Source organism: Nonomuraea sp. NPDC049419 (genome assembly GCF_040676995.1).
GTDB classification, from domain to species: Bacteria; Actinomycetota; Actinomycetes; order Streptosporangiales; family Streptosporangiaceae; genus Nonomuraea; species Nonomuraea salmonea.
Genome location: NZ_JBFAQB010000013.1, coordinates 179,950 through 200,994 on the forward strand (window position 1 = coordinate 179,950; position 21,045 = coordinate 200,994).

Consider the following 21,045-nt stretch of genomic DNA (forward strand, 5'->3'; position numbering starts at 1 on the left):
CGCCGCCACCGGCCGCCGCACCCGCGTCACCCCCGGCGGCCACACCACCACCTCACCCGGTCCTGGGACCGGGATGCGGCCGAGTCGTGGGCGGGCGCGCCCACCTGGCCCTCGCCCTGATACGCCTGCTCGCCAACGCCGGAGCCGCCCCCGGGCTGAGACAGGCTGCTCAGTCCGGGATGAGCGCGTCCCTGGGGCCGCCGTAGACGGGGTTCTTGTCCAGCCGGTGCTCGGTCACGAGCAGGCGGATCACCCCCTTGGCGTTCTCCTCCGCCTCCCAGACCACCCAGTCGCCGCCGACAGGCTCCTCCTGGGTGCGGACGATGCCGAATCCGCCGGGGTTTCCCGGAGGGACGGAGATGACCGCGAAGACGACCTTCCTGCCGCGCTCGCGCAGCTCGGGGAGGACCTCGCCGACGGTCTTCTCGTCCACGCGCAGGCCCTCCAGGGAGCGGCCCTTGTCGGTGGCGACGCGGAACTCCGGCTCCTTGAGCGAGGGCGTGGGCGCGGGGACGGGCTCGCAGGGCGCGATCGGGCCCTCCATCAGGTACGTGGTGGTCGCGCCGCCCTTGCCGCTGATGCTCCACACGAACGTCTGACCTGGCCGGAACAGTCTCGTGTTGATCCGCATCTGCCACCCCTCCCGCTCACCGGGGATGTTCTCCGGCAGGCTGTAGATACCACGGGGGATGTTCTTCACGTGCTTCCCACGCGGTTCCCGGCACATCATGCCCTGAGGGACGAAGTCGACGGTCGCGGGAACGTTCAGCTCCCGCAACCGCCGCTCCAGCCCCTCAGCGTCGTCGAAGTCGCGGATCTGGATCGTCACCATCCCGTCCTGCATGTCCACGGCGTACGAGCTGGGCGCGCCACCGCGCAGCACGCTCGGCACCACGACGACACCCGCGGCGAGCACGACGGCCGCCGCCAGGCCGAGCAACGGCCGCTTGAACGAGCGCGGGGGCCGCCGCACCGGTTCCGGCTCCTGCGCGGTGATCTCGGCCAGCAGCGCCCGCGCCCCCGCGCCGGACGGCTCGCCACCGAGGCCACCGGGCGCGACCCGGGCCAGCGGCTTGATCGCCTCGACCTCGTCGATGTCCTTCACAGCGCTCCTCCCTGCGACCGTTCCACCCATGCGGGCCGAGCCCGCGTGCTGACGTGCACCCCGGCGTCGGCGAGTGCCCGGGACAGCCGTTTGCGGGCCCGGTACAGCCGGATGCGCACGGCGTTGCGGGACAGCCCCAGCGCCCGCGCGATCTCCTCGCGCTCCAGGCCCTCCCAGGCGACCAGGGCCAGCAGCTCCCTGTCGTCGTCGGGCAGGCTCCTGAAGGCCCGCCCGATCGCCTCCAGCTCGACCTCGGTGTCCGGGGAGTGCCCGTAGAGGTCGGCGAGCTCGGCGTCCAGCTCGGCGGTGCGGGCCCTGCGGCGGTTGTCGCCGCGGAAGTGGTTGGCCAGCACCTTGCGCGCCACGCCGTACAGCCAGGGCACGGCCTCGGGGCCGTCCGGCAGCTCCGCCACCCGCCGCCAGGCGACGGTGAACGTCTCCGCCACGACGTCGGCGGCGTCCTGGGGCGAGTCGCAGCGGCGTACGGCGTAGGCGGTGATCTTGCCGTACGCCAGGTCATAGGCGGCCTCGAACCGGGCCAGCCGCTCGTCATCCACAGGCGGTCCCCATGGCAGATCTCCTCAGCAGACGATTGACACGGACACCTACCTCTATGTACGCCCAGCCCCCATCATTTCCACAGAAAGGGGCACCCGCCCGAAGACCAGGCAGGTGCCCCTCAAGAGGACGTGGTCAGATACCGAAGGCGCGCTTGAGCGCCGCCTCCCTGGCCGCCCGCGCCCGCCGGCTCAGCTCGGCGTCCGGCAGCATCATGTCGAACCCGTGAAAGGCCCCGGGGAACAAGTGGAACTCGGTCGAGACCCCGGCCTGGGCCAGCCGCTGCGCGTAGTCGACGCACTCGTCCCTGAACACCTCGAGCTCCCCCACGTCCACGAACGCCGGCGGCAGCCCGGACAGGTCGGTGGCGCGGGCGGGGGCGGCGTAAGGGGACACGTCGCCGGTGCCCGCCAGGTCGCCGAGCAGCGCCTTCCAGCCGTACAGGTTGGCCGACCTGGGCCACACCACGGCGTCGGCGAAGGCGTGGCTGGACGGCGTGACGTTGCGGTCGTCCAGCATGGGGCAGATCAGCAGCTGGAAGGCGACGTCGGGGCCGCCGCGGTCCCTGGCCAGCAGCACGGTGGCGGCGGCCAGCCCGCCGCCCGCGCTGGCCCCGCCCACGGCCAGGCGGGCCGGGTCGATGCCCAGTTCGGCGGCGTTCTTGGCGGTCCAGGCGAGGCCCGCGTAGCAGTCCTCGACGGGCGCGGGGTGGGGGTGCTCGGGGGCGAGCCGGTAGTCGACGGAGACGGCGACCAGGCCGAGCCGCTCGACGTAGCGGACGATCATCTCGTCGTCCATCTCGGGCTTGCCGATGATCATGCCGCCGCCGTGGATCCAGTAGAGCGCGGGCCGGTTCTCGCCGGCCTCGGCGGGCCGGTAGACGCGCACTCGTACGTCCTGCGCTCCCGCGGGCCCCGGCACCATCCTGTCCTCGATGGAGACCTCGGTCTCCGGCCGCGGCGCCGCGGCCAGCATGGCGTTGAGCTCGGCCCGATGCTGGGCCAGCGCTTCGTGCGTCAGCGAAGCGAAGTCGATCGACGGCATCTGCGCGGCCTGCTCGACCCCGGCCCGCAGCTCGGCGTCCAGGTTGGGGTGATGCGCCATGGGGTGTTCCTTCCGCGGAGCGGTGCTGTCTCTGCTGACATCGTGGAATTCCCGGTCATCGTCGCACAACCGTCATGCGGCGGAGATTGACCGCCCCGCCCCCGCCGTCCGGCGAATGGCCGCCCCGGATACGGGACGAAGCCGCGGCCGTCCGGCATGCTGATCATCATGTGCCACTCCACCGACAGCAGGCCGCCCGCCCCACCCGTGCGTGGCGAGGTGGCCGCCCACGAGCAGATCGAGCTGACCGCCGCCGACGGCAACCGCTTCCTCGCCTACCGGGCCGAACCCGCCCAGCCCAACGGCCGGAGCATGGTGATCCTGCCGGACATCCGCGGGCTGCACCCCTACTACCGGGACCTCGCGGTCCGGTTCGCCGAGGCGGGGTTCCGGACGATCGCGATCGACTACTTCGGCCGCACGGCGGGCCTCGGCGACCGCGGCGACGACTTCCCGTTCCGTCCCCACGTCGACCAGCTCACCAGCGACCACGTCAGGGCCGACGCGCTGGCGGCCACGCGGGCGCTGGACGGGCCGGTGTTCACCGTGGGCTTCTGCCTGGGCGGCGCGCAGTCGCTGCGGCAGGCCGCCGAGGGCAACGGACTGGCGGGCGGCATCGGCTTCTACCCCACCCTGCGCTTCGTGGAGCCGCCCGAGTCGGGGCCTGGCGCGCCGCTGCTGATGCTGCTGGGCGGCGCCGACCGGGCCACGTCGCGCGAGCAGTCCGCCGCGTACGAGGCCGCGCTCGACCGGGCCGGCACCCCGTACGAGAAGCACGTCTACCCGGGCGCTCCGCACTCGTACTTCGACCGCTCGTACGCGGAGTGGACCGAGGTCTGCCAGGACTCGTGGCGGCGCATCCTCGACTTCACCGAGCGCCACTCCTGAGTCATCCCAGGTAGGCCGCCCGGACGACGGGGTCTTCGCGGATCTCGGCGGGCGGCCCCGCGGCGATGACCCGGCCGAGGTCGAGCACGACGATCCGGTCACAGACGTCCATGACGAACCCCATGTCGTGCTCGACCAGCAGCACCGTGGTCTCCAGGCTCCTGACGACCTCGGCCAGGCGGGCGGTCTGGGCGGCGTCGAGCCCGGAGGTGGGCTCGTCGAGCAGCAGCAGCCTGGGCCGGTCGGCCAGCGCCCTGGCCAGCTCGACCAGGCGCCGCCCGCCGACCGGGAGCGCGGCGGCGTACGCCTCGCGCTGCCCGTCGAGCCCGCACAGCTCCAGCACCTCGGCGACGCGCTCGCGCCGGTCGCGTTCGAGCCGCCGCCGGGCGGGCAGGCCGACGAGGTCGGCGGCCAGCCCGCCACCGCCGCCGTGCCAGTCGAGCGCGGCCAGCACGTTGTCCTCGACCGTGAGCCGGCCGAACACCTGCGTGCGCTGGAACGTGCGGCGCACCCCTGCCCTGGCCCGCCGGACCGGCGGCAGCCCGGTCACGTCCCGCCCATGGACGCGGACCCGGCCCTCGACGGGCCTGCGCAGCCCGGACACGACGTCGAACAGGGTGGTCTTGCCTGCCCCGTTCGGCCCGATCACACCGCACACGACCCCCTCGTCGACCTCGAACGACACCTGGTCCAGCGCCTTGACGCCGCCGAAGACGACCGACACCCCGTCCACCGCCAGCATGATCAGCGCACCCCCAGGTAGGCGGCCGTCAGCCGCTCGCCGTCCACCTCGGCGCGCGGCCCCGACCAGGTGACGCGGCCGAGCCGCATGAACGCCACCCGGTCGGCGATCGCCAGCGCCTCGGTGGCCTTCTCCTCGACCAGCAGCAGCGCGACCCCGCGCGCCCGCAGCTCGGCGAAGACCTCGAACACCTGCCGCACCACCATGGGCGCGAGCCCCAGCGACGGCTCGTCGGCGATGAGCACGCGCGGCGGCCTGATGAGCGCGGGGGCGAGCGTGAGCAGCTGCTGCTCGCCGCCGGACAGGGCGCCGGCCGGCACGTGGCGGCGCTCGCCGAGGTGCGGCAGCCGCGCGAAGACCGGCTCGGGGTCGGGCAGCCAGGTGCGCAGGTTCTCCTCCACGGTCAGCCCGGGGAAGACGCCCCTGCCCTCGGGCGCGAGCAGGATGCCGGCGCGGGCCCTGCGGTGGGCGGGCCAGGCGGTGACGTCGCGGCCGTCGAGCAGCACGCGGCCCGCGCTCACGGGCAGGTCGCCGGCCGCGACGGCGCAGGTGGTGGACTTGCCCGCGCCGTTCGCGCCGAGCAGCGCGACCACCTCGCCGGGGCCGACGGCCAGGTCCACGCCGCGCAGCACGGTGGTGTCGGCGTATCCGGCGACGACGCCTTCCAGCGTGAACAGCCGCCGCTCCCGCACGGCCGGCTCGGCCCGTACCTCGGGCTCGGGGCGCTCCCGCCTCCTGTGCCGCAGCCCGGCCATCTGGGTGAGCACGCCGTCGGGGTGCTTGGCCAGGATGACGCCGCCGAGCCCGAACAGGATCGCACCGACGTGCGCGGACAGGTCCCAGACGGCCAGCAGCTCGGGCACGGCGACGGCGACGAGCCCGCCCAGCACGGCGCCGCCGATCCGCCGCACGCCCTGCAGCACCACGATGGCCAGCCAGACGAACCCGGAGAAGGCCGGCAGGTCGGTCGCCGTGATCGAGCCCTTGAAGATCGCGAACAGCACCCCGCCCAGCCCCGCGACCGCCGACGCCAGCACGAACAGCACGATCTTGGTACGCGGCGCCGACAGCCCCGACGTGACGGCCGCGGCGGGCGCCGAGCGCACGGCCAGGATCGCCCGCCCCGACGCCGACCGTTCGAGGTTGCGGACCAGCAGCGCCACGGCCCCGATGAGCGCGAGCAGCAGCACCACCCGCACGCGCGGATCCGAGGTGTCGGCGAAGCCGAACCCGAGCGCCGGCAGCGCCCAGCCGATCGTGCCGTTGCTGAACGCGTCCACCTGGAACAGCACCTGATCGGCCAGCAGCGCCATGGCCAGCGTGGCCAGCGTCAGCACCCGGCCGCCGAGCCGCAGCGCGGGCAGCGCCACCAGCATCCCGGCCGCCGCCGCTGCCAGCACGCCGAGCACGATCGCGGCGGCGAACGGCAACCCTGAGGTGAACGCCCAGCCGCAGGTCAGCGCGGCCATGGCGGCGAAGGCGGCCTGGGCCAGGTTCACCATGCCGCCGATGCCGGTGACGATCACGAACGAACAGAAGATCAGCGCAAGCACCAGGCCCTGCGCGGCCACGCCCACGTAGTAGACGGGACCCGCGAACGCGAAGGCGGCCAGCGCGAGCGCGCCCAGCGCCCACGGCAGCCGGCGCCGCCACGGCGGCAGCCCGGCCAGGTGGTCGGGCGGCGGCGCGTCCTCGGCCGCGCTGCCCGCGACCCGGTCACGCGCCCTGTTGAGCAGCACCAGCCCGGCGAACAGCAGGATCACCGGCACCGCCGTACGCAGCCCGGTCACCTCTTCGAGGAAGTCGGTGTAGCCCGCCACCAGGTTCTGGATCACGCCGAGCGCCAGCCCGGCCGCGAACGTCCACGGGATCGAGCGCAGCCGCCCGAACACCGCCGCCGTCGCCGAGGCGAACAGCAGCACCGTGTACGCCGTCGCGTCCAGCCCCAGCACCGGCACCGCCAGCACCCCGGCCAGCCCGGCGAGCCCTGAGGAGAGCGTCCAGGCCAGCGCCGACGCCGCGTCGGCGTCGATGCCGCGCAGCGTGGCCAGCCGCCGCCGGTCCACGCAGGCGCGCATGCGCAGCCCGTACGGGGTGTGCCGCATGAACGCCCACAAGCCGGCCGCCGCGAGCGCCGAGCACAGGAACGTGATGAGCTGGTCGCTGTCCAGCCGCACGGCGAACACCTCGACGTCCACGGCCGGGTGCGGCCCGACGCCGCGCGGCAGGGCGGTCGCGTCGGCGGGCGGCAGCCCGGCCACGTCCACCACCAGCAGACCGGCCGCGGGCAGCGCGATCGTGAGCCCGATGGTGGCCACGATCTGCGCGGTCTCTCCCGCCTGCGCGAGGCCCCTGAACATGGCCTTGTGCAGGGCGTAGCCGAGCGCGGGCGCGAACAGCGCCACCGCCAGCAGGGCCGACGGCAGCGCGGGCACGCCGGCCTGGGTCAGCTCGTAGAACAGCAGGGCGGTCAGGAAGCCGATGGCGCCGTGGGCGAAGTTGAACACGCCGGTGGCGGCGTACGAGAGCGTCAGGCCCGCCCCCATGACCGCGAAGACCGCGCCGGTGACCAGGCCGCTGAGGATGTAGGCGATCATTTCAGCGGCACGTTCATTTCAGCGGCACGTTGCCGAAGCAGCGCATGTTCCTCGCCACCTGGAAGGCGCCGCCCTCCAGCTTGACCAGGGCGCCGCAGCCGTTGGGCTCGCTGTGGTCCTTCGGATACTCGATGCGGCCGAAGCCGGGGTTCTCGTAGACGTAGGAGCCGTTGGCGGTGGCGAGGAAGCGTTCCCTGGTCAGCTCCTTGCCGGTCTTGTCCAGCAGGTCGAGGAAGATGTCGGCGGCCCAGTAGCCGATGGCGAGGTGCTGGGTCAGCTCGGTGCCCGGCGCGACCTTCTCGACGTCCTGCCTGAGCTGGGCGACCTCGGGGGCGTCCGACTCGAAGGGCTCGAACATGGGCGCCGCGATCACGCCCTCCAGGGCCTTCGCGCTGGCGGGGTCCTTGAGTATGGCCGCGTCGTAGCTGGTGGCGTCGGTGAGCACGCCCCTGTAGCCGGCCCGCTTGAGCGCCGAGTACAGGCCGACGTTGAACTTGGTGCCGGCGATCACCGACACCACGACGTCGGGCGGGCCGCCGTCGTCGGATGTCATGATCTTGTTGACGTACGGGAGCCAGTCGGGCGGGGGTGCGGCGGCCGGCAGGCCCGAGTTCACGCCGGCCAGCTCGAACCCGGCCGCGGTGAACGACTGGGAGATGGTGGTGCCGCCGTACTTGCTGCCGCTGGAGTCGGAGGTCTGGACGTACACGCTCTTGCCCTCGGCGCCGCCGAGCAGGTCGGCCATCTGACGGCCCCACCATGTCTGCGAGCCCGCGCCCTGCTTGGGCGCCAGGCAGCCGTTGTAGCCGAAGCCGGTCTTCGTGCCGCACCACTGCGGGCCCGTCGCCCAGCCGAACCACGGCACGCCCTGCTGCTCAAGGAAGGCGGCGCCACCGAAGTTGGGCGCGTGCACGGGGACGAGGGCGAACACCGAGTCCTTCTGCACGAGCTTCTTGGCCGCGGCGTCGCCCTTGGCGGCGTCCTGGCCGTCATCCTCGGCTCCGAGGAACTCGATCGTGCGGCCGTGCACGCCGCCCTCCGCGTTGGCCCGCTCGAACCTGGCCTTGGCGCCCAGCTCGGCGTCCTTGGTGGAGTAACCGCTGGCGCTGGTCTTGGTCAGCACACCACCGACCCTGACCGTCGCGTCCGTCACACCGGCCGCGCCCCCGCCCGCGGCGCCGCCCTGCTGCTGGGCCGCGCATCCGGTCGCGAGAAGGACCGTCACCAGGGCCACCGACCTCACTCGCACCATGACGGCCTCCCCTTGCGCCTTGGCCTAGCGCTCGCTTGGTTTCGTCCGAGCGTAAATTCGCCTTACGGCGCCGTCAACGGGCTTACCGAGCAACCGCTTGCTCACACACGGGTGATGGCGGCCGTCACCGGGCGGCCGAGGCGCCGAAGACGCGATCGCGGGCCAGGTCGAGTGCGGTCAGCACGGCGCCCTGGAGCACGGGGTTGCCCGTGACCGAGCTGGCGCGCACCTCGGTGGGCGCGGGCGCCAGGTCGCGCAGCCGGGCGGCCACCTCCTCGGCCAGCTCGGCGCCCCCTTCACTCCCGCACTCGCCGCCGAGCACGACGAGGCCGGGGTCGAGCAGCGTGACGAAGGCGGCGGCGCCCTTGGCGATGCGGGCGGCGAACTCCGTACGGGCCAGGCCGCGCGCGACGGACGAGGTCACCAGGTTGCAGAACGCGGTCCCGCCCACCTCCAGGAACCCGATCTCGCCCGCGCCCCCCGACGCCCCCCGGCGCAACCGCCCGCCGAGCACGACCGCCGCCCCGACCCCGTCGCCCAGCCAGAGCAGGACGAAGTCCTCGGCGTCCTGCGCCACCCCGTCCCGCGACTCGGCGACGGCGGCCAGGTTCGCCTCGTTCTCCAGCACCACCGGGACGCCGCCGAGCCGCTCCCGCCAGGACGTCACCAGCCCGGGCCGCCACCCCGGCACGTCGTTGGACGACACCAGCTCGCCGTCGCGCGGCGCGACCAGGCCCGGCGCCCCGACCACGACGGCGTCGAGGCTCCGCCGCCCCGCCGCCTCGGCCAGGACGCCTTCGACGAGATCCACCAGGTCGCCGCCGACCGGCCGGGCGGCCGAGCCGACGGTACGGCCCGTGAGGTCGGCGACGGTGACGTGGACGGTGTCACGCCGCACGTCGACCCCCGCGACGTGGGCCCGGCCGGCCACCAGCCCGTAGAGGCGCGCGTTGGGCCCGCGCCTGTCCTCGCCCGACTCCCCCGCGACCTCGATCAGGCCGCCGCCGATGAGCCGCTCGATCAGGTCGGACACGGTGGGCCTGGACAGCCCCGTCAGCGAGCGGAGCTGGGGAGCGCTCAGCGGGCCCCGTTCCAGCAGCAGGTCCAGCGCCAGCCGGTCGTTGATGGCTCGAGCCGTGGAAGGGGTCGCGGTCTTCATGCTCGCCATAATAATCAGGAACCCTGCCTGAAAGCTCTTTCCATCAGGAACCCTGCCTGATAGTTTCCGATTCATGAGCCCTCATCGCGCCATCGTCTCGGTCTTCCTCATTCACGGAGCCGTGGCCGGCAGCCTGTCCACCCGCATCCCCTGGCTCCAGGAGCACTTCGGCCTCGACCCCCAAGTCCTCGGCCTGGTGCTCCTCTGCACGCCCATCGGCGCCTTCGCCGGCATGCCGATGGCCGGGCGCCTGGCCTACCGGATCGGCGCCCGCACCGCCACCCGCTTACTCATCGCCCTATGGTGCGCGGCCCTCGCACTGCCCGCCCTCTCCCCCTCCACCGCCTGCCTGTTCCTCGCGTTCCTGCTGTTCGGCGTCGCGGCGGGCATGTCCGACGTCACCATGAACGCCCACGCCGTCGTCCTCGAGCGCCGCCTCGAGAGGCCGATCATGTCCGGGCTGCACGGCATGTGGGCCGTCGGCAGCCTCGCCGCGGCCGGTCTCGGCGCCCTGGCCGCGCAGGCCGGCATCGACGCCCGCGCGCACCTCGCGACGGTCGCCGCCGCCCTGCTCCTGACCGGCGCCCGCACCGGCCGCGGCCTGCTCGCCGACGAGCGCGGCCCGGCCACCGGCCCCGCGCCGCGCCGCTTCGCGCTGCCCGCCCGCGGGATCGCCCTCATCGGCGTCGTCGGCTTCTGCGCCACCTTCGCCGAGGGAGCCAGCGCGAACTGGTCGGCCGTCTACATCACCGCCGTCACGGGCGCGGGGCCCGGCGTGGGCGCCGCCGGCTACATGGTCTTGATGTTCTGCATGGCCGGCACCCGCCTGCTCGGCGACCGCGTCATCCGTCTGCTCGGCCCGGTGCGGACGGTGCGGGCCGGCGGGGCGGTCGCCGCGCTCGGGGGCCTGATCGTGGTCCTGTCCCGCACGCCCGCCCTCGCCGTCACCGGCTTCGCGCTGCTCGGGCTGGGCGTGGCGGTGATCGTGCCGCTGGCGATCGCGGCGGCGGGCAACAAGGGCGCGACGCCGGGCGAGGGCGTGGCCGGGGTGGCCACGATCACGTACCTCTCGGGGCTCGTCGCCCCGGCGGTGACGGGGTGGGTGGCGGGCGGGCTGTCCTATCCCGCGGCCTTCGCCGTGATCACCGGCGTGGTGGTGCTGCTGACGCTGCTCGCCCCGGCCGTACGGCCCTCCTCCCCGGCCACCGCCGGCACGCCCGCCGGGAACGGACGCCTCGCGCGTGCGCGGGACTGATGAGCCTGCCGAGCAACCGCTTGCTCGTATGACGGGGCGCGGCTACCGTGAGGCCCATGCGGATGCGCGCGGCCGTGCTGACCGAGTTCCACGCCCCCATGGAGCTGCGTGAGGTGGAGATCGCCGACCCGGGGCCCGGTGAGGTGCGGGTGCGCGTCAAGGCGTCCGGCGTGTGCGGGTCCGATCTCAAGGCCATCGACGGCAAGAGCCCGGTGGCGGGCCGCCTGCCGTTCATCCTCGGTCACGAGAGCGCCGGCGTGGTGGAGCGCACCGGTACGGGCGTCACCTCCGTCAAGGAAGGCGACCCCGTCATCATCGCCATGAACGGCCCCTGCGCCCGCTGCCGCCCCTGCCAGGCCGGACACTTCCACCTGTGCGCGAGCCCCGGCCGGCTGCCGATCATCATGGGCGGCCTCCCCCGCGTCACGCTGGACGGCTCCGAGGTGCGCAGGTTCATCGGCATCGGCTCGTTCGCCGAGTACGCCGTCGTCCCCGAGGCCATGTGCGTGAAGCTCGCCGCGGGGCTGCCGTTCGACGCGATGTCGCTGCTGGCCTGCGGCGTCGTCACCGGCGTCGGCGCGGTGCTGAACGTCGCGCGGGTGCCCCCCGGCGCGACGGTGCTCGTCGTCGGCTGCGGCGGCGTCGGGCTCAACGTCGTGCAGGGCGCGGTGCTGGCCGGCGCGACCACGATCGTGGCCGCCGACGTGGCCGAGGGCAAGCTCAAGCTCGCCGAGCGCTTCGGCGCCACCCACTCCCTGCTGGTCACCGACCTGCCCCGTCAGGTGGACGAGCTGGTCAGGGGCGGCGTCGACCATGCCTTCGACGCGACGGGCGCGCCGGGCGTGCTGGCCAAGGCGTTCGCCGCGACCCGGCCGGGCGGCACCACCGTCATGGTCGGCAGCCCGCCCCAGGGCCATCCGATGGAGCTGGACACCGGTCTGCTGTTCGCCTCGCGCCGCCTCATGGGCACCCAGGGCGGCGACGCCGCGCCGCACCGCGACCTGCCCATGCTGGCCGAGCAGTACGTGCGCGGCCGGCTCGACCTCAACGGCCTCATCACCGAGCGGCTGCCGCTCGACCGCATCGACGAGGCCGTCGCCCACGTCCGCGCGGGCACGGTGGCGCGTACCGTGATCACGTTCTGACGCGCGGCGGAGCTGGACGCGCGCCGGGCGGCCGGATATTGGGTGGAGGATGACCGCAACCACGCGCACTCGTTTCGCCGTCTCCCTCCCCCAGCAGATCTCCGGCGGCGCCTTCGACCCCGCCGCCTTCCGCGCCTACCTGCGGCGGGTGGAGGACCTGGGCTTCCACAGCGTCTGGACCCGCGAGGGCACCCTGTCACCCGTCCCGACGCTCAACCCCATCGAGGTCATGACGTACGCGGCCGCCTGCACCGAGCGGGTGCGCATCGGCTGCGCGGTGTTCGTCAGCGTGCAGCACCAGCCGCTCCAGCTCGCCAAGAGCCTGAGCACGCTCGACCAGCTCAGCCGGGGCCGCCTGGAGGTGGGCTTCGGGCTGGGCGGCAGGCGGGCGCTGGAGTCGTTCGGGGTGCCGGCCGAGGGGCTGGTGACGCGGTTCACCGAGGGCATCGAGCTGATGAAGGCGTGCTGGACGGAGCCGAAGGTGTCGTTCCAGGGGCGGTTCTTCCAGGTGGAGGCGGCCATGGAGCCGAAGACGTACCAGAAGCCGCATCCGCCGATCTGGATCGGCGGCCACAAGCCGGCCGCCGTGCGCAGGGCCGTCAGGCACGGTGACGGCTTCATCGGCGCGGGCGGCGCCACCACGGAGGCGTTCGCCGAGCAGGTGCGCGTCCTCAAGGACGAGCTGGCGCGGGCCGGGCGCGACCCGGGGAGCTTCGGTGTGGCCAAGCGCGTCTACGTCTCGGTCGACGCGCCGGGCCGCATCGACGACCAGCTCCGCAGCATGTACGGCAGCGCCGACGTGGCGGTCACGGGCTCGCCGGAGGAGGTCGTACGCGGCCTGCGCGCGGTCATCGACGCCGGCGCGGACCTCGTGCTGATCGATCCGATGGTCGGCGAAGCCGGGCAGCTCGACCGGCTGGCGGAGGACGTCCTTCCTGAGCTATTCTAAGAATCCTTAGAACTCTAGAGGAGGCCCCCATGTCCTACCCCGAGCCCCGCTACCACGCCGAGCACGGCGAGCCCAGCGGCGTGTTCCACCTGGCCGGGCAGGCGCCCGACCTGAGCATGGGCGGCCCGGGCGGCACCCAGGTCCACTACCTCGCCACGGGCGGCAGCACGGGCGGCGCGTTCGGCCTCTACCGCTACGAGATGCCCGCCAAGCCGTCCGGCCCGAGCCCCCACTTCCACCGCACGATGACCGAGTCCTTCTACGTCCTCGACGGCACCATCCGGCTCTACAACGGCGACAAGTGGGCCGACGGCAAGCCGGGCGACTTCCTGTTCGTGCCCGAGGGCGGCATCCACGCCTTCCGCAACGAGTCGGGCGAGCCGGCCACGATGCTCATCCTGTTCACGCCGGGCGCGCCGCGCGAGGGCTACTTCGAGGAGCTGGCCGAGATCGCCGCCACCGGCCGGCAGCTCTCCCCCGAGGAGTGGACCGAGCTCTACCTGCGCCACGACCAGTACATGGTCTGATGTTCGCCGAAGAGCCGATCTACGAGCAGCTCGCCCGCATCGGCAAGGCGCTGTCGGGCCCCGTCCGACTGCGCCTGCTCGACGTGCTCGACCAGCGCGAGCGCACGGTCGAGGAGCTGGCGCGAGCGGCCGGCGTGCCGCTCAAGAACACCTCGGCGCAGCTCCAGCAGCTGCGCGCGGCCCACCTGGTGACCAGCCGCAGGGACGGCACCCGGGTCTACTACCGGCTGGCCGACGAGAGCGTGTCGCGCTTCCTCGGCGCGTTCCAGGCGTTCGCCGGCGAGCGGCTGGCCGACCTGCGCGGCGCGGTCAGCGACCGGCTCGGCGACCTGGAGGGCGTGACGGCCGACGAGCTCGCCGCGCGGCTGGCCGACCCGTCCACGCTCGTGCTCGACGTGCGCTCGGCGGCCGACTATGCGGCCGGGCACGTGCCCGGCGCGGTCTCGGTGCCCATGGCCGAGCTGCGCGACCGGCTGGGCGAGCTGCCGGCGTCGGCGGAGATCGTGGCGTACTGCGGGGGGCCGTACTGCGTGGTCTCGCCCGAGGCCGTACGCGTGCTGCGCGCCCACGGCCGCTCCGCCCGCCCGCTCGACGGCGGCTACCTCGCCTGGCGGCGCGACGGCAAGCCGCTGGAACGCTGAGCGACCATGCCACTACGCTGAGCGGCGTGCGCTTCGGACCGATGGCCCTGGCCGCGCTGCTCGCCGTGCCGGCGCTGAGCGCCAGGCCCGCCTACGACTTCGCGGCCCCCGGCGTCGCCATCCGGGCCGAGCCCGCGGCGGGGGCCCCGGTGCACGGGTTCGGGCAGCCGGGCGAGGGGTTCGCGTCCAACCGGGAGGAGGAGCACGAGGCGTACGCGTGCGGCCCGTACGAGACCACGCTGTGGCACCACGGCCACAACGCGAGCACCGGCGTCATCGGCTGGGTGCCCGCCTGCGACCTGCTCGACTCCGACTGAGCCCTACCCCGACGCCCTATCGGAGTCCTATCCGGCGCCCGCGCCGACCGGCTCCCGCCGCTCGGCCACCGGCTCGTCCTCGTCCTCCTCGTGGCCCTCCACCGACAGGTTCGGCAGCAGCCGGTCGAGCCAGCGCGGGCACCACCAGTTGAGCCGGCCCAGCAGCACCATCGTGGCCGGCACCAGGAACCCGCGGATGATCGTGGCGTCCACCGCGATCGCCACCGCGAGCCCCACGCCGAACGTCTTGACCAGCGAGTCCGGGTAGGCGATGAACGCGGTGAACACCGCCACCATGATCAGCGCCGCCGACGTGATGACCCGCCCGGTCGAGCCGAGCCCCTCGGCCACCGCCCGCGCGTTGCGCCCGTGCCGCTGGTACGACTGCCGCACCGCCGTCAGCAGGAACACCTCGTAGTCCATCGACAGCCCGAACAGCACCGCGAACAGCATCAGCGGCACGTAACTCTCGATGGGCACCGAGAAGAAGATCGTCTGCACGTACGACGAACTGGCCGGCGGGTCCAGGCCGACCAGGCCGGTGCCGAGGCCGATCGAGAACACCAGCGCCAGCGCGCCGAACGCGGCGCCCAGCGACACCAGGTTCATCACCGCCGCCTTGATCGCCACGATCGGCGCGCGGAAGGCCAGCAGCAGGAGCAGCGCGCTGAGCAGCACCACGACGCCGATGACCAGCGGGGTGCGCTCGGCCATCCGGTCGCCCGCGTCGGTCAGTCCGGCGACCTTGCCGCCCACGTGCACCTGCACGCCCGGTAGCGCGATCGCCCTGACGTCCTCGACGACCCCGGCGGTGCGCTCGTCGCTGGGGGCGTACTCGGGGATGGCCTGCACCAGCACCGAGCGGCCGTCGGCGTTGACCTTGGGGTCGCTGACGTACTTGACGCCCTCGACGTCCTCCACCTCGCCGACCAGCTTCTTGACCAGCGGGTCCTTCGCGCCCGGCACCTTCTCGGGCAGCTCGGCGACCACGATGAGCGGGCCGTTGAAGCCGGGGCCGAAGCCGGTGGCCATCAGCTCGTACGCCCGGCGCGGCTCGGAGCCCTTGTCGCCGTACCCCTCGTCGATCGGCCCCAGCTTGAGCGCCAGCGCGGGCGCGGCGAGCGCGCCGAGCACGATCGTGCTGGCCAGCAGCACCCGCCACGGGCGGCGCGCCACCCATGAGCCGAGCCCGGCCCAGCCGGTGCCGGACGAGCCCGAGCCGCGCAGGAACGGCACCTTGAGAGCGTTGACGCGGTGGCCGAGCAGCCCGAGCAGGGCGGGGACCAGCGTGACGGAGGTCAGCACGGCGGCCACGACCGAGATGCCGGTCACCCAGCCGAGCGTGGCCAGCAGCGGGAAGCCGGCCAGCATCAGCGCGCTCAACGCGATGATCACCGTGCCGCCCGCGAACACCACCGCGCCGCCCGAGCTGGACACCGTCCTGCGTACCGACTCCACCACCGGCACGCCCTGCGCGAGCAGCCGCCGGTGGCGCGACAGCAGGAACAGCGCGTAGTCGATGCCGACGCCGAGCCCGATCATCGTGGCCATGATGCCGGCCTGCTTGGGCATGTCCACGACCCAGCCGAGCAGCCCGATCACGCCGAGCCCCGAGGCCACGCTGACCAGCGCGGCGAAGATCGGCACGATGGCGGCGACCAGCGTCCCGAACGCGAACACCAGCACCAGCAGCGCGCACACCACGCCGATGACCTCGCTGGGGCCGGTCTTGATCTCCTTGTCCGCAGGGTTCGAGCTGTCGGCGGGCACGACCTCGAGCCCGGCCTCGCGCGCCGGATCCGCGGCCTTGGACAGCTCCTGGGTGGTCTGGGCGATCGTGTCGGAGTCGTTGCCCTCCAGCTTGATCGTGATGAGGCCGATCTGCAGGTTCGAGGAGATGCCGCCGACGCGGAACGGGGTGTCCACGGAGGTGACGTGCGGCATCGTCTCCAGCCGGTCCACGGCCCGCTCGACGGCCTGCTTGCGCTTCTCCTCCAGCAGCGGCCCGTCGGCGGAGTAGACGAGGAGCTGGACGGTGCCGCCCTGGGCGTACCCGGCGCCGAAGCCCTCCTTCATCAGGTCGTGGGCGCGCTGCGCGTCCGTGCCGGGGATGCTCGCGTCGTTGCTGGTCGGGCTGGGGAAGGCGAGGCTGCCGCCCATCAGCGCCGCGGCGGCGATCACCCACGTCACGAGCACGATCCAGCCGTGCCGCGCGCACCAGCCGCCCAGCCGTCCCAGCAACCGCGTCATCGCTCAGCCCCCACTCGACGACCGTCCTGTACGGTCGTACAGCGACATACGATAAAACGGAACCCATCAGGAAGGCCGTCTCCCGCAGGGAAATGAGACGATGACCACAGCTGAGACCACAGCCGACGACACCCGATCGCGGATTCTGGCCGCCGCCAGAGAGCTGTTCGCCGAACGCGGCTACGCGGCGACCTCCCTGGCCGACATCGCCGCCGCCGTCGGCCTCACCAAGACGGCCGTCGCCTACCACTTCCACCCCAAGGACCGCCTCGCCGCCGAGCTGCTCGACCCCGTCGCGGCCGACATGCTGACGCTGCTCGACACCGCGCACGACAGCCGCGACGCCTTCGTCGAGGCCCTCGTCGCGTTCGCGGTGCGCTACCGCTCGGTCATCCGGCTGTTCATGGAGGACCTCGCCGCCGACGACGCCGGCGCCGCGCCCGGCTCGGAGCGCGACACCATCAGGACCTTCAGGGACGAGATCTACGCCAAGCTCGCCGGGCCCGACCCCACCCCCGAGGCCAGGCTCAAGAGCTGGGCGCTGCTGGGGGCGTTGCAGTGGGGCGCGGTCAAGACCATGGACCTGCCGGAGGAGCAGGTACGCGCCGCTCTGCTCGAAGCGGCACGCGCGTACTGACCGCTTGTGCACAACGGCTCACGACGGCGGGCCTGAAGGGCGATACTGGGACGCCAGATCCCCTTTTTCGCACCGGCAGGGAGAACGGTCTTGCGTACCTGGTTCGAGCCGGAGGAGGCGGAGGAGTTCGAAGCGGCGAAGGCCGTGCTGCTGCGGCGCTGCCTCGCCTGGGCCGACGAGCACGGCCGCCCGGCGGACGACCTTCTCATCGGCGCCGCCATCGACGCCCGCCACCACAGCCGCGACGGCCGGCTCGCCTATTGGGACGAGCCGCAGATCCGCCGCTATCTGCTGGCCTGGATCCCCAAATACGTCGTCGCGCCGCGCGAGATCCTCGACATCGCCCCCGACATCCTGCGCACCTACCTCGCCTACCTCGCCGCGTCGGGCCTGCGCGACCCGCGCGGCGCCACCTTGTCAGAGGCCGACACCGCCATCGCCCGCGCCACCCCCGAGTTCAGGAAGTCCCTCGACGACCCGCACCTGCAGGGGCTGGCCAAGTTCTGGGCCCAGACCGCGCTCGACCACGGCGTCGACCTGACCGACCCCGGCGGGTTCGACGACTTCAAACAGGACCTCGACGCCGGCCGCGTCCACTACGACCAGGACATCCTCGACCACCTCACCCAGGCCCGCCTGCTGGGCGCGGAGCTGGACCTGGCGGAGGAGCGCGCCCCCCTCCAACCCCCCATCGCCCTGCCCCCCGCGCCAGACCTCACGACCGCCGCCCTTGGGAGCCGGACAGTCCAACGCCTGACGGCCCTGGCAGCCTGGGCCGGCAAGGACGGCCGCCCCCTCACCGAGCTCGGCACCTTGCCTGCCACCGGCGCGGACCCCGACCTCCTCCTGGCGTGGGCGAAGCGGGTGCGGCTGGTGCGGGTCGCCAAGGGCCGCGTCCATGCGGTGGCCAAGGCAGCTCCCTTGCTGCGCGACCCGGAAGCTTTGTGGCAGCGCGCCTTCGACGTCCTGCCCGAGCTGGGCCGCCCCATCACCGGCCGCACCGACGGCGCGCCCTTCACGCTCTTCTTCGACGAGCTGCTGCCCGACCTCCTCAACACCCTCTACGGCATGGACGACATGCCGGTGACACGGCTGGAGGAGACGGTGTGGCTGGCCTGCCGCGAATACGAGGACTACGTCGCCGGGGACCACCGCGCCTCATCCACCCTGCCGCGACGCCGGCTCGGCGACGACCTCGTCCGCACCTTCGAGGTCCTCGCCGACCTGGGCGCCGTCGAGCTGAGCCGCGGCCCGGCCGACGAGCTCTACCTCGCCGACCTCGACCACGAAGCCCAGGAGCTCCCGCTCGAGTCCGTCGAACGCCTCCGCACCCGCCTCGCCGAGCCCGACCTGCTCCTCGCCAGGCTCACCCCGCTCGGGCAGCGCGCCGTACGCGCCCGCCTGCTCGCCGAGGGCCGCGACGCCCCGCTCATCGGCGAACTCGCCGAAGCCGACCCCGCCGAACTGCTCGGCGTCCTCACCCAGCACTACCCGCCGTACGACGCCGCCGCCGAGCTGCACGGCTGGCTCGCCCAGCCGGGCCACGGCATAGAGCCGCTGCTGGAGGCGGTACGCCGGTGCCCGTTCCGCACCCGGGCCGGCGCCATGCTCAACGTGCTCGCCGAGGCCCTGCCCGACGGCCGCGCCCTCCTCCACGGCCTGCGCCGCGACCCTATGCTCGGCCCCGCCGCCCTGACGTACCTGGTGGACGTCGGCGAGCTCGACCCGTCCGCGATCGGCCAGGACGAGCACCTGCTGCTGGCCGCCGAGAACTTCCTCACCCTGCTGGAGCTGGGCGGCCCTCAAACCCTGATCGAGCAGCTCAAGGCGATGGCGGGGCGGGAGGCGTACGAGCTGGTCGCCGCCGTCCTCGACGCCGGCCACCACGACACGGTCGGCCTGGAGGAGATCCGCGCGCTGGTCGCCGAACCCCTCCGCACCACCCACCACCGCCCCCTCCGCCTGATCCCCGGCACCGGCCCCGGCACCCGCACCGCACGAAACAAACGCCACGAACGCTGACCCGAAGACTGTCAGAATGTGACCATGCGACTACCCCGCGCGAAGTTCTTCAACACCACGGGCCCGTGCGACCCGACGCGCCACTACATGCTGCCTCCCACGCCACGCATCCCCGAGGCCCGCACCCTCATCGAGATGGACCGCTACTTCGTCCTTCACGCCCCTCGCCAGACCGGCAAGACCACCGCGCTGCGCACCCTCGCCTCCGAGCTGACCGCAGCAGGCGACGTCGCCGCCCTGATGGTCAGTTGCGAGCGTGTTAAAGCGGTAGGCGAGAACTACGCTGCCGCGGAGTCAGTGCTGCTGACCGCCCTTCGCGAAGCGGCCAATCGCTCGGGATGGCCGAAGAAATGGCTTCCGCCAGATCCCTGGCCATCGAATCTTCCGGGTGTTCAGTTCGGCGCGGCATTGGGGGAGTGGTGCCGCCGTTGTCCGCGCCGGGTGGTGCTCTTTCTGGACGAGTTCGACGCCCTGCAGGGCAACAGCATGGCCAGTATTCTCAGCCAACTTCGCGACGGTCACAACGCGCGACCGGAACGCCATCCATTTCCTGCATCCATTGCGCTGTGCGGACTACGGGACGTGCGCGATTACAAGGTCGCTTCTGGCAGGGATCCGGATCAGACCAACCCGGCGAGCCCGTTCAACATCATCGCCAAGTCGCTGCGCCTGGGTGACTTCACCATCGACCAGATCGCCGAGCTGTACGGCCAGCACACCGACGCGACCGGTCAGGAGTTCACCAAGGACGCGGTCGAGCGGGTCTTCGAGCTGACCCAGGGCCAGCCATGGCTGGTCAACGCTCTCGCCTACGAGATCACCCAGGAGATGGGGGTGACCGGCGCCGTCTCCGTGACGCGGGTGGAGGAAGCCAAGGAACGGCTGATCCGAGCACATGCCATGCACCTGGAGTCACTGTCGGATCGGCTGCGGGAGCCCCGGGTGGCCCGGGTCATCGAACCGATCCTGGCGGGCACCTGGCCCGACATGGACATGGCCTTCAGCAGCGACGCCCGCTATGTCCATGACCTGGGTCTCATCCGGAGCACCAGGGATCTGGACATCGCCAACCCGATCTACCGGGAGGTCCTGCTCCGGGTTCTGGGCGAGCGGGCCGAGGTCCGCGTCCGCGCCGACCCGCGCAGCTTCGTACTGCCCGACGGCCGCTTCGACCTGGCACGCCTCCTGGAGGAGTTCGTCGTCTTCTGGCGGGAGCACGGCGAAGTCCTCATCCAGCAGGAGGGCTATCACGAGGCCGCATGTCAGATCATCCTCATGGCCTTCCTGCACCGGCTCGTCAACGGCGGCGGCCAGCTCGACCGTGAATACGCCGCCGGCACCAAACGCCTCGACGTCCTGATGCGCTGGCCCTACCAGGGGCCGGACGGCGAACGGCTCGTGCAGCGCGAGGCCATGGAGCTCAAGGTGTGGCGCGCGGGCGAGAACGACCCCGCCCCCGACGGCCTCGCCCAGCTCGACCGCTATCTCGACCGGCTCACCCTGTCCACCGGCAGACTCGTCATCTTCGACCGGCGCCCAGAAGCGCCGCCATGGCAGGAACGCGGCGCGTTCGAGGAGGCCACCACACCCTCTGGCCGCCCGGTCACCATCCTGCGCGTGTGACGACCGACGACGGATCAGGGCTGGGCGGCCCTGACGTCCTCGTGTGTGGTGCCGGTGTGCTGGGGGACGTTGTGCTGGGCCTCGCGCTCGGCGCGGCGGCGCTTGCGGCGGCGGCCGAGGAACCAGCCGACGCCCAGGGCGGCTATCCCGAGGGGGGTGGTGGCCATCTTGCGGGCCACCAGAAGCTTCAGGAGTTTCTTCATACGCCCTCAACTGCCCCAGGACGGTAGGCGCACGCATAGGCCGCACCGGACCTGGCGCTGTTTGGGGCAGA

Annotated in this window: 19 protein-coding genes; 10 read left to right on the forward strand and 9 right to left on the reverse strand. The window is 72.8% G+C overall.

The annotated features are described in order from the left end of the window. Positions 1-169 precede the first annotated feature (169 nt). The 3 genes from AB0K12_RS32040 to AB0K12_RS32050 all read right to left on the reverse strand — a co-directional run bounded on the left by AB0K12_RS32040 (position 170) and on the right by AB0K12_RS32050 (position 2,767). Positions 170-1,105, reverse strand: coding sequence for a hypothetical protein (locus AB0K12_RS32040; RefSeq protein WP_364569484.1), 936 nt, complete (start codon positions 1,103-1,105; stop codon positions 170-172). After that, entirely contained in the window at positions 1,102-1,662 is a 561-nt protein-coding gene (locus AB0K12_RS32045; protein ID WP_364569487.1) for an RNA polymerase sigma factor, read from the reverse strand. The genes AB0K12_RS32040 and AB0K12_RS32045 overlap by 4 nt, the downstream gene beginning before the upstream one ends. Before the next feature lie 136 nt (positions 1,663-1,798). After that, positions 1,799-2,767, reverse strand: coding sequence for an alpha/beta hydrolase (locus AB0K12_RS32050; RefSeq protein WP_364569490.1), 969 nt, complete (start codon positions 2,765-2,767; stop codon positions 1,799-1,801). 168 nt (positions 2,768-2,935) lie between these two features. On the opposite strand from AB0K12_RS32050, the gene AB0K12_RS32055 reads away from it, so the two are divergent. Further along, positions 2,936-3,655: a dienelactone hydrolase family protein gene (locus AB0K12_RS32055; RefSeq protein ID WP_364569493.1), complete on the forward strand. Its 720-nt coding sequence runs from the start codon at positions 2,936-2,938 to the stop codon at positions 3,653-3,655. A gap of 1 nt (position 3,656) precedes the next feature. Here the strand turns inward: AB0K12_RS32055 and AB0K12_RS32060 are convergent, their stop codons facing one another. The 4 genes from AB0K12_RS32060 to AB0K12_RS32075 all read right to left on the reverse strand — a co-directional run bounded on the left by AB0K12_RS32060 (position 3,657) and on the right by AB0K12_RS32075 (position 9,405). Further along, complete coding sequence (locus AB0K12_RS32060) at positions 3,657-4,397, reverse strand: ABC transporter ATP-binding protein (protein ID WP_364569496.1); 741 nt, start codon at positions 4,395-4,397, stop codon at positions 3,657-3,659. Positions 4,398-4,399: 2 nt separating this feature from the next. Then, complete coding sequence (locus tag AB0K12_RS32065) at positions 4,400-6,994, reverse strand: ATP-binding cassette domain-containing protein (protein ID WP_364569499.1); 2,595 nt, start codon at positions 6,992-6,994, stop codon at positions 4,400-4,402. Between the two features lie 13 nt (positions 6,995-7,007). Continuing rightward, complete coding sequence (locus AB0K12_RS32070) at positions 7,008-8,246, reverse strand: ABC transporter substrate-binding protein (RefSeq protein ID WP_364569502.1); 1,239 nt, start codon at positions 8,244-8,246, stop codon at positions 7,008-7,010. Positions 8,247-8,370: 124 nt separating this feature from the next. Beyond that, positions 8,371-9,405 (reverse strand): ROK family transcriptional regulator, encoded by a 1,035-nt coding sequence (locus AB0K12_RS32075; protein WP_364569505.1) that lies wholly within the window; start codon positions 9,403-9,405, stop codon positions 8,371-8,373. A gap of 73 nt (positions 9,406-9,478) precedes the next feature. Between AB0K12_RS32075 and AB0K12_RS32080 the strand changes: the two genes are divergently transcribed. From AB0K12_RS32080 to AB0K12_RS32105, 6 genes are read left to right on the forward strand one after another with little or no spacing between them, the layout of a single operon-like run. After that, on the forward strand, positions 9,479-10,660 hold the full coding sequence (locus AB0K12_RS32080) for an MFS transporter (RefSeq protein ID WP_364569507.1): 1,182 nt from the start codon (positions 9,479-9,481) through the stop codon (positions 10,658-10,660). Positions 10,661-10,716: 56 nt separating this feature from the next. After that, entirely contained in the window at positions 10,717-11,805 is a 1,089-nt protein-coding gene (locus AB0K12_RS32085; protein ID WP_364569510.1) for an alcohol dehydrogenase catalytic domain-containing protein, read from the forward strand. Positions 11,806-11,854: 49 nt separating this feature from the next. After that, entirely contained in the window at positions 11,855-12,754 is a 900-nt protein-coding gene (locus AB0K12_RS32090) for a TIGR03619 family F420-dependent LLM class oxidoreductase (protein WP_364569513.1), read from the forward strand. Positions 12,755-12,783: 29 nt separating this feature from the next. Continuing rightward, on the forward strand, positions 12,784-13,281 hold the full coding sequence (locus AB0K12_RS32095) for a cupin domain-containing protein (protein ID WP_364569516.1): 498 nt from the start codon (positions 12,784-12,786) through the stop codon (positions 13,279-13,281). Beyond that, positions 13,281-13,922: a metalloregulator ArsR/SmtB family transcription factor gene (locus AB0K12_RS32100; RefSeq protein ID WP_364569519.1), complete on the forward strand. Its 642-nt coding sequence runs from the start codon at positions 13,281-13,283 to the stop codon at positions 13,920-13,922. The genes AB0K12_RS32095 and AB0K12_RS32100 overlap by 1 nt, the downstream gene beginning before the upstream one ends. 26 nt (positions 13,923-13,948) lie before the next feature. Continuing rightward, entirely contained in the window at positions 13,949-14,239 is a 291-nt protein-coding gene (locus tag AB0K12_RS32105) for a hypothetical protein (RefSeq protein WP_364569522.1), read from the forward strand. A gap of 27 nt (positions 14,240-14,266) precedes the next feature. Here the strand turns inward: AB0K12_RS32105 and AB0K12_RS32110 are convergent, their stop codons facing one another. Then, positions 14,267-16,489, reverse strand: a complete 2,223-nt coding sequence (locus AB0K12_RS32110) for an MMPL family transporter (RefSeq protein ID WP_364569525.1) — start codon at positions 16,487-16,489, stop codon at positions 14,267-14,269. A 100-nt stretch (positions 16,490-16,589) separates the two neighbouring features. On the opposite strand from AB0K12_RS32110, the gene AB0K12_RS32115 reads away from it, so the two are divergent. From AB0K12_RS32115 to AB0K12_RS32125, 3 genes are all read left to right on the forward strand, one after another. Next, on the forward strand, positions 16,590-17,126 hold the full coding sequence (locus AB0K12_RS32115) for a helix-turn-helix domain-containing protein (protein ID WP_364569528.1): 537 nt from the start codon (positions 16,590-16,592) through the stop codon (positions 17,124-17,126). Positions 17,127-17,216: 90 nt separating this feature from the next. Beyond that, positions 17,217-19,148: a hypothetical protein gene (locus AB0K12_RS32120; RefSeq protein WP_364569531.1), complete on the forward strand. Its 1,932-nt coding sequence runs from the start codon at positions 17,217-17,219 to the stop codon at positions 19,146-19,148. Between the two features lie 24 nt (positions 19,149-19,172). Beyond that, positions 19,173-20,771: an AAA family ATPase gene (locus AB0K12_RS32125; protein ID WP_364569534.1), complete on the forward strand. Its 1,599-nt coding sequence runs from the start codon at positions 19,173-19,175 to the stop codon at positions 20,769-20,771. 14 nt (positions 20,772-20,785) lie between these two features. Here the strand turns inward: AB0K12_RS32125 and AB0K12_RS32130 are convergent, their stop codons facing one another. Further along, the gene (locus AB0K12_RS32130; RefSeq protein ID WP_364569537.1) at positions 20,786-20,974 is read right to left on the reverse strand and encodes a DUF6203 family protein; all 189 of its coding nucleotides are present in this window, start codon (positions 20,972-20,974) and stop codon (positions 20,786-20,788) included. Positions 20,975-21,045: the final 71 nt, after the last annotated feature.